The sequence below is a fragment of the Microbacterium sp. genome (genome assembly GCF_031179285.1).
Taxonomy (GTDB): Bacteria; Actinomycetota; Actinomycetes; order Actinomycetales; family Microbacteriaceae; genus Microbacterium.
Genome location: NZ_JAPSHY010000052.1, coordinates 1 through 8,283, shown reverse-complemented (window position 1 = coordinate 8,283; position 8,283 = coordinate 1). Strand labels below are relative to the sequence as shown.

The window sequence follows — 8,283 nt, the reverse complement described above, 5'->3', positions numbered from 1 at the left end:
AGGCCCGGCTCACCGTCGACGCGCCCGCCCGCGTTGGGGACGACCCCGCGTGCCTCGTCGAACGGCGCTCCGGCGACCCGGGTGCCGTAATAGCCGACAGCGCGGTAGACCGCCTGCAGCGGGTACTCCCGGATCTCGCCCGTGAACGCGAGAGATCCGTCCGGCCCCGGGGCGGTGCGCTCGAAGCGGATGCCGTCGACGCGGTCCTCACCGGTGATCTCGACCGGGGCGTGCCAGAAGTGCAGATGAAGGCGCCGCGACGCTCCGGTCTGCGGCCGCTCGCGCCAGCTGTTCAGGGTGCGCAGCATCACCTTGAGCTGATTGGTGGAAGCCGCTGCCGGATCGACGCCGATGAAGTCCTCGTCGTACAGCACGATGTCGACGTCGTTCAGCTCGCCGAGCTCTCGCAACTCGATGGGGGTGAACTTGATGTCGGCGGGGCCACGGCGTCCGAAGACGTGCACATCGGTGACGGCCGAGGACTCGAGTCCGGCGAGGACGTTGTCCGGCACTTCGGTGGTGCGGAGGTCCACGGCGTGCTTGGCGAGCACCCGCGCCACGTCGAGCGCCACATTGCCGTTGCCGATCACCGCGACCGATGACGCCTCCAGCGGCCAGGTGCGCGCGACGTCGGGGTGGCCGTCGAACCAGGCCACGAAGTCGGCGGCACCGTACGAGCCGGGCAGATCGACCCCGGGGATGTCGAGGGCGGTGTCGCGGATCGCGCCGGTCGCCAGGATCACCGCGTGATAGCGCTCGCGCAGCTCGTCGATGGCGATGTCGCGGCCGACCTCGACGTTGCCGATGAAGCGGATGGTGCGCCGGCTGCGATCGACGCCATCGGTCCCGGATGCCGCGGGGAAGGCATCGAGCATGTCGTGCAGCGAGTTGACGATTCCCTTGATGCGGGGGTGATCGGGCGCGACCCCGTACCGGATCAGACCGTAGGGTGCGGGCAGCGATTCGAACAGGTCGATCTCGACGGCGGCACCCCGGTCGGCGATGGCTCCGGCGAGCAGGTTCCCGGCGTAGATGCCAGCGGGGCCGGCTCCGACGATCGCGACGCGCAGGGAGAGGGGAGAAGAGGTCATGACGAAAGAGGCCTTTCGGTCTGCCTGCTCAGCGCGTTCGCGCGAACAGGGAGGACAGGGAAGACAGGGAAGAGCGGATGCCGCGGTCGGATGCGGGCTTTAGTGTCGCGACCGCCTGGATGAGTCCGGTGTCGACCGCGAGCCCCGCGTCGAGAGCGTCGGACCAGCGCGACGAGATCGTTCGGCGTGCGGCATCCGGTGCCGGAGGCGCGTCACGGCCTGCCCCGTCCGATCCGGCGGACGGCGCTTCGAAGGCGAGGGCGACGACGTCGCCGATGACCACGACGGCGGGCGAGCGCACCTGGCGGGATGCCGCGAGATGCGCGATCGTGCCGAGCGTGCCGATGGTGACGCGCTGGCGGGGCCCGAAGCCGTCCTCGATGATCGCGACCGGGCAGTCGACACCGCGGGCGCCGGCGGCGAGCACATGCGCCGAGTGGGCGAGTGTGCCGACTCCCATCAGCAGCACCACGGTGTGGTCCCCAGCGCCCGGTACCTGCTCGATCTGGTCGTGCCCGCTGAGGATGCTGAACGACGCGGCGATCCCGCGGTGGGTCAGCGGGATGCCGGCGACCGCGGGCACCGAGACCGCGCTGGTGACGCCGGGCACGACCTCGACGGGAATGCCCGCCTGCTCGCAGAACAGCTGCTCCTCGCGGCCGCGGCCGAAGACGAACGGGTCGCCGCCCTTGAGCCGCACGACGCGTCGACCGGCGGTGGCGAGTTCCACGAGGAGCTCGTTGATGCCGTCCTGGGGCACCGGATGGTGACCCGGGAGCTTTCCGACATCGATCACCTCGGCGGTGATTTGGACGCCGTCGTCGGCCAGCTGCTCGAGCACTGAGCGCGCACCGAGCCGGTCGGCGACGATGACGTCGGCCTTCTGCAGGGCACGAAGCCCGCGCAGCGTGAGCAGGCCCGCATCTCCCGGTCCGGCGCCCACGAGGGTCACGGTGCCCGCCGGCGTCGTGCCGGTCGGCGTCGTGCCGGTCGGTGTCGTGCCGGTCGGCGTCGTGCCGGTCGGTGTCGTGCCGGTCGGCGTCGTGCCGCTCATCGGTCGCCGCCCAGCGCGAGGCCGCGGCTCTGCAGCATCCGTCGTTCGAGGGGGCCGAAGATCACGAGTTCGATCAGGATGCCGATCGCGAGGATCACCAGGATGGTGCCGAGCACCCCGGCGAGATCCGCGAGCTCGCGGGACTGCTGCAGCATCGACCCGAGGCCGAAGCCGATCGATCCACCCACCGCGATGATCTCTGCTGCCATCAGCGAGCGCCATGAGAATGCCCACCCCTGCTTGAGTCCGGCGACATAGCCGGGGAGCGCGGCCGGCAGGATGACGACCGTGGCGAGCTGCCAGCGGCTCGCTCCGAGCACGGTGCCGACCCGGCGCAGCTGCGGCGGCACCTGGTCGATGCCCGAGAGCAACCCGTTCACGATCGAGGGGATGGCCCCCATCAGGATGACGAAGTACACGGTCGCGTCGGAGAGGCTGAACCAGATGATCGCGGCAGGCACCCAGGCCACAGACGGCAGCACGGTGAGGCCCGAGATCAGGGGACCTGCGGCGCGGCGCAGCGGCTTCGACTCGGCGAGCAGCATCCCGACGGCCGTGCCGACCGCGATCGCGATGAGGAAGCCGATGACGCCGCGCTCGAGGCTCGTCAGTACGGCCTCCGGCAGGCGACCGGACTCCCAGGCGGCGCCGAGGGCTCGGGCCACCTGCAGGGGGCCGGGGGCGATGTCGGGGCGGGGGGCGGCGATCATGACATACAGCTGCCAGACGCCGAGCAGCACGAGCAGCAGGACGATCGGGGGCAGCACCTTCGACAGTGCCGTGCGCCACCGGGGGCGGTGATCGTCCTGCTCGATCTGCAGGCGGTCGAGGCCGGCCGAGAGGGTGCGCAGCTCATCGGACTCGGCTGCGTCGACGGTGGTGGTTTCAGGAGGCATTGCGGCGGATCTCCTTTCGCAGCTCGGTGGTGATTTCGGTGGCGAGCGCCGCGACCTCCGGCGATTCGATGCGCCGTCCAGTGGTCGTCGCGACCTTCCACTCACCGGCGACGCGCCCCGGGCGGCTGGAGAGCAGGATCACCCGCTGGCCGAGACGCGCGGCCTCGCGAACGTTGTGGGTGACGAACACGATGGTGCGGCCGGTGGCGCGCCACACGCGCTCCAGTTCTTCGTGCAGCAGATCGCGGGTGATCGCGTCGAGGGCGGCGAACGGCTCGTCCATCAGCAGCACCGGCCGGTCCTGGGCGAGGGCCCGCGCCAGCGCGACGCGCTGTCGCATTCCTCCGGAGAGCTCATGCGGCCGCTTGTCGCCGGCCTCGGCCAGGTTGACGGTCGCCAGCAGCCGCTGAGCTTGGTCGCGACGCTCGCCGCGAGGGATGCCGCGCAGCCGCAGCGCGAGCTCGACGTTCTTGCGAGCCGTCAGCCACGGCATCAGCGCGGATTCCTGGAACATCACCGCGGCGCCCGACGACGGCGTCTCGATGTTTCCGGAGGTCAGGGGTTCGAGACCGGCGATGAGGTTCAGCAGGGTGGACTTGCCGCATCCCGATGCCCCCAGCAGGCAGACGAACTCGCCGGGGGCGATGTCGAGCGAGATGTCGTCGAGGACGACCGGCCCGGTGCCGTAGCGCTTGGTGACGTGTGAGATGCGCACCGCGGGGTCGACGGGCGGCTCCGGCTGCTTCAGCGGCGTGACGCCGTCGAAGCTCGGCGTCAGCCTGGCGGCCGAGACGTCCGGACGCACGGTGTTCCCCGCGGGCGCACTCATCATTCCTCCCCGAGGCCGGCGGCGGAAACGGGCTCAGTGCCGTCCTTCTCGAGCAGGGCGTTCAGCGCGCGCAGGTCGAAGAGGCCGTCGATCGAGCCCTCCTTCTGCGTGCCGGCGGCCCGTCCGTCGGCGACCAGGGTCTCGAAGGTCGAGGCGTGCGGGTCGACCGTGAACGCCACGTTCTCGAAGGCTCGGGTCAGCACGTCATCCGACAGCCGCTTGCCGGTCGCCTCCTCTAGCGCATCGTTGATGACGACAGGGGCTTCCGCGGCGTTGTCGTTCAGCCAGGCAACGGAGGCGACGTGTCCCTCGAGGAGGTCTTCGACGACGTCGGGATGCTGCTCGGCGAACTCGGCACGGACCAGGAGCACGGTGGTGGGGAATGCGCCCTCCGGCCAGAGCTCGACCTCGTCGACGAGCACGTGCGCGCCCGCCTCGACCACGAGCCGAGAGACCCAGGGCTCCGGAAGCCAGGCACCGTCGACCTCGCCCTGCTGGAACAGGGTGAGCGTCTGCGCGTTCTCGGTCGGGGTCACGGTGACGTCGCCGCCGCCGGTCGTCGAGGTCTCGAAGCCCTCCTCGGCGAGCCAGCTGCGCAGCGCCACGTCCTGGGTATTGCCCAGTTGCGGAGTGGCGATGGTCGTGCCGGCGAGGTCTTCCGGGCTGTCGATCCCGTCGCGCACCACGAGAGCGGCACCGCCGGAAGTCGCGCCGGCGATGATGTGAGCGGATTCGCCGCCCGATTGGATGAACGTGTTGATCGACGGGTTCGGGCCTATGTAGGCGGCATCGATCGCGCCCGCCGAGAGCGCCTCGATGGCGGCAGGGCCGGCATTGAAGATTTCGGTCTGCAGGTCGATGTCACCCAGTGCATCCTCGAGAAGGCCCTCCGACACCCCGACCAGAGCCGGTGCGTGGGTGACGTTCGAGAAGTAGCCCAGACGCACCTCGTCGGGCTGCTCGCCCGTGCTCTCGGTGCCCGTCGCGGGCGCGGAGGCGCAGCCGGCGAGCATCATCGCCGCGAGTCCCAGCGCTGTGAGTGTGGTGGTGGTGCGGTTGATCTTCACGGTTTCGCCTCCTCAGCGTTCGGTACTGCGACAGGGCGTTGCAGGTCGGTGGTGGTGCAGGTCAGGGTTCGTCGATGACGGTCGCCGCGGCGAGGGTCGCCCCGTCGGCGGGATGGATCAGCAGCAGCGAACCGCCGTCGCGGTTGCGGGCGTACGGCTCCAGGGGCAGTGCGGCGGCGAACCGCAGCCGCACCCTTCCGATCTCGTTCACGGCCAGCGCTTCGGCGATGTCGTCGAGGGCGAGGGTCTCGAGATCCCGGCGCGAGAGCACCTCGACGACCTGTGCCTGCACGGTCGACGTCCCGTGCTTGATCAGCACTCTGGTGCCGGCTGTCACGGCACGCGGGTCGAGCTGGAACAGCTCGACGACCGCCTCACGCCGCCCTGTCGGTGCGGTTCCCGCTGCTGCGATGAGAGCGCCGCGGGCGGCATCCACGTCGTCGGCGAGCGTCACGGTCACCGACTGCGGCGCGGTCGCCGATGCGGCATCCTCGCCCGCGATCTGGATGCCGGTCACCGTCGTCGAAAGGCCCGACGGCGCCACCTCGACGCGGTCGCCGACGGTCACGGTGCCGGAGGAGATGCGGCCGGCGAATCCGCGGAAGTCGCGGTAGCGCTCCCCCTGGTGGGCTCGAATCTCGGGGGAGAGCCCGCCCTGCGGGCGGAGCACCAGTTGCACCGGCAGTCGGAAGTCGGCGTCGGCCGAGGCCGTCTCGGCGAGCCCCGGCAGCGTCTCGAGCAGCTCGAGCAGGGTCGGGCCGTCGTACCAGGGGGTGCGCTCCGACCGGTCGACGATGTTGTCGCCCTCGAGAGCCGACACCGGCAGCACGTGCGCGCCGCTGAGCCCGAGCTCGGCGGCCACCCGGTGCGCCTCGAGCTCGATCTCGACGAACCTCTCCTCGTCGAAGCCGATGAGGTCGATCTTGTTCACGGCGACGATGAGGTGCTCGACGCGCAGCAGTGACACGACGGCGAGGTGGCGCCTCGTCTGCTCGACGATGCCCTTGCGCGCGTCGACGAGCACGATCACGGCATCGGCGGTGGCTGAGCCGGTGACCATGTTGCGGGTGTACTGCACGTGACCGGGGCAGTCGGCCAGGATGAAGCTGCGGCGGCCCGTGGCGAAATAGCGGTAGGCGACATCGATGGTGATGCCCTGCTCGCGTTCGGCGCGCAGGCCGTCGGTCAGCAGCGCGAAGTCGAACGCGCCGTGCGCGAAGCCCCGATCGCGCGAGGTGGCGGCGACCTGCTCGAGCTGGTCGGCGAGGATCGCCTTCGCGTCGTGCAGCAGCCGCCCGACGAGCGTCGACTTGCCGTCGTCCACGGAGCCCGCGGTCGCGAAACGGAACAGCGTCGTGTTCGTGAGGGTCGCGGTCATCAGAAGTACCCGTCCTTCTTGCGGTCTTCCATCGCGGCCTCGCTGATGCGATCGTCGGCCCTGGTCGCACCGCGCTCGGTGAGGGTGGAGCGGGCGACCTCGGCGACGACCGATGCCGTATCGGCGGCATCCGATTCCACCGCTCCGGTGCAACTCATGTCGCCGACGGTGCGGTAGCGGACGAGCCGGCGCTCGAGCTGCTCGCCCTTGCGGGGCTGCGAGAACTCGCTTGTCGCCCACCACATGCCGTCGCGGCGGAAGACCTCGCGCTCGTGGGCGTAGTACAGCGGCGGCAGCGCGATCCGCTCGCGCTCGATGTAGCGCCAGACGTCGAGTTCGGTCCAGTTCGAGATGGGGAAGGCGCGAACGTGCTGGCCCGGCAGGTGCCGGCCGTTGTAGAGGCTCCAGAGTTCCGGCCGCTGATTACGCGGATCCCACTGCCCGAACTCGTCGCGCAACGAGATGATTCGCTCCTTCGCCCTCGCCTTGTCCTCGTCGCGTCGCGCGCCGCCGAAGACGGCGTCGTGGCGGCCGGCGGCGATCGCATCGAGCAGCGGCTGGGTCTGCAACGGGTTGCGGGTGCCGTCCGGGCGCTCGGCGAGGCGGCCGTCGTCGATGTAGGACTGCACGCTCGCCACCTCGAGACGGACGCCGAGGCGCTGGGCGGTCTCGTCGCGGAACCTGATCACCTCGGGGAAGTTGTGCCCGGTGTCGACGTGCAGCACCGGGAAGGGCACGCGACCGGGCGCGAACGCCTTCGCGGCGAGGTGCAGGACGACCACCGAGTCCTTGCCGCCGCTGAAGAGCAGCACGGGTCGCTCGAACTCCGCGACGACCTCACGGATGATATGGATCGCCTCCGCCTCGAGGATGTCGAGCGTGTCCAGGGCGGTCGGGGGTGCGGTGATGGTGTCGGTGCTCATAGGTGTAGTCCGCATTCGGTCTTGGAAAGGCCCGCCCAGCGGCCGGACCGGGGATCTTCGCCGGCGGCGACCGGCTTCGTGCAGGGCGCGCAGCCGATCGAGGGATAGCCGTTCGCGATGAGCGGGTTCACCGGCACGCTGTGAACGGTCGCGTACTCGATGAGATCGTCGAACGTCCATGCGGCGACCGGGTTGACCTTGACCAGCCCGTTGCGCTCGTCCCACGTGATGAGCGGTGTGTCGGTGCGGGTCGGACTCTCGTCTCGGCGCACCCCGGTGAACCACAGCTCGTACCCGGCGAGCGATCGCTGCAGGGGCTCGACCTTGCGTCGAGCACAGCACAGCGCGGGGTCGCGAGCGAACAGTTCGGCGCCGAACTCGGCATCCTGCTCGCGCACCGTCTGGGCGGGTGTGACGTCGACGATGCGCACGTCGAGTTCGCGCTCCACCTCGCCGCGGGTGAACGTCGTCTCGGCGAAGTGGTAGCCGGTGTCGAGAAAGAGCACGTCGACGCCGGGCAGGCCCTGCGAGACGAGGTGCGGCAGGGCGGCATCCGCCATAGAGCAGGCGACCGCCGCCTGAGACACGGCGAAGTTCTCCGCGACCCAGGCGACGACTTCGGCCGGGCTCGCCTCGTCGCGCTGGCGGCTCTGCAGCTCGATCGCACCGCGCTCGGCGAGGGCACGCAGCTCATCGGTCGAGCGCCGGGCGGGGCGGATGCCGACGGCGGTGGCGCTCACTGCAGGGCCTCCTCGTCGGCCCGATGCGCCCACTGTGCGAACGTCTCGCCGGTCTCGCGGTCGGCGAGATAGCGGCGGATGACGCGCTCGGCATAGTCGGCGATGCCGCCGGCTTCGACCTTGAGTCCGCGGACCGTGCGTCCGAGTCCGGCCTCCTCGCGGTCGAGGTTCGCCAGGCCCCCGCCGAGGTGCACCTGGTAGCCGGGCACCTGCTGCCCGTCGGCGTTCGTGATCAGCTGCCCCTTGAGTCCGATGTCGGCGACCTGGATGCGGGCGCAGGAGTTCGGGCAGCCGTTGACGTGGAT

The 8,283-nt window shown here is 70.4% G+C and carries 8 protein-coding genes and 1 pseudogene; all 9 read right to left on the bottom strand.

Annotation, left to right across the window (positions count from 1 at the left end):
• On the bottom strand, positions 1 to 1,091 hold a 1,091-nt coding region (locus tag RIN18_RS16940), incomplete at its 3' end, for an FAD-dependent oxidoreductase (protein WP_309105156.1).
• A gap of 28 nt (positions 1,092 to 1,119) precedes the next feature.
• Positions 1,120 to 2,145 carry a uroporphyrinogen-III C-methyltransferase gene (gene cobA, locus RIN18_RS16935; RefSeq protein WP_309105155.1) on the bottom strand — a complete coding sequence of 342 codons (1,026 nt, stop codon included), beginning with the start codon at positions 2,143 to 2,145 and terminating at the stop codon, positions 1,120 to 1,122.
• On the bottom strand, positions 2,142 to 3,041 hold the full coding sequence (locus tag RIN18_RS16930) for an ABC transporter permease (protein ID WP_309105154.1): 900 nt from the start codon (positions 3,039 to 3,041) through the stop codon (positions 2,142 to 2,144). The genes cobA and RIN18_RS16930 overlap by 4 nt, the downstream gene beginning before the upstream one ends.
• A complete protein-coding gene (locus RIN18_RS16925) occupies positions 3,031 to 3,870 on the bottom strand; it encodes an ABC transporter ATP-binding protein (RefSeq protein WP_309105153.1) in 840 nt (279 codons plus the stop codon). Before RIN18_RS16925 ends, RIN18_RS16930 begins: the two co-directional genes overlap by 11 nt.
• Entirely contained in the window at positions 3,870 to 4,937 is a 1,068-nt protein-coding gene (locus tag RIN18_RS16920; protein ID WP_309105152.1) for an ABC transporter substrate-binding protein, read from the bottom strand. The genes RIN18_RS16925 and RIN18_RS16920 overlap by 1 nt, the downstream gene beginning before the upstream one ends.
• 61 nt (positions 4,938 to 4,998) lie before the next feature.
• Positions 4,999 to 6,315, bottom strand: coding sequence for a GTP-binding protein (locus RIN18_RS16915; protein ID WP_309105151.1), 1,317 nt, complete (start codon positions 6,313 to 6,315; stop codon positions 4,999 to 5,001).
• Positions 6,315 to 7,238: a sulfate adenylyltransferase subunit CysD gene (cysD, locus tag RIN18_RS16910; protein ID WP_309105150.1), complete on the bottom strand. Its 924-nt coding sequence runs from the start codon at positions 7,236 to 7,238 to the stop codon at positions 6,315 to 6,317. The genes RIN18_RS16915 and cysD overlap by 1 nt, the downstream gene beginning before the upstream one ends.
• Positions 7,235 to 7,978, bottom strand: a complete 744-nt coding sequence (locus RIN18_RS16905) for a phosphoadenylyl-sulfate reductase (RefSeq protein WP_309105149.1) — start codon at positions 7,976 to 7,978, stop codon at positions 7,235 to 7,237. Before RIN18_RS16905 ends, cysD begins: the two co-directional genes overlap by 4 nt.
• A pseudogene (locus RIN18_RS16900) lies at positions 7,975 to 8,283 on the bottom strand (nitrite/sulfite reductase); the annotation flags it as partial. The gene RIN18_RS16905 and the pseudogene RIN18_RS16900, both read right to left, overlap by 4 nt.

Bases quoted from the DNA above. Each gene is read 5' to 3' on its own strand.
- cobA (WP_309105155.1), bottom strand. From the start codon at position 2,145: ATGAGCGGCACGACGCCGACCGGCACGACACCGACCGGCACGACGCCG.
- cysD (WP_309105150.1), bottom strand. From the start codon at position 7,238: ATGAGCACCGACACCATCACCGCACCCCCGACCGCCCTGGACACGCTC.
- RIN18_RS16925 (WP_309105153.1), bottom strand. From the start codon at position 3,870: ATGAGTGCGCCCGCGGGGAACACCGTGCGTCCGGACGTCTCGGCCGCC.
- RIN18_RS16915 (WP_309105151.1), bottom strand. From the start codon at position 6,315: ATGACCGCGACCCTCACGAACACGACGCTGTTCCGTTTCGCGACCGCG.
- RIN18_RS16930 (WP_309105154.1), bottom strand. From the start codon at position 3,041: ATGCCTCCTGAAACCACCACCGTCGACGCAGCCGAGTCCGATGAGCTG.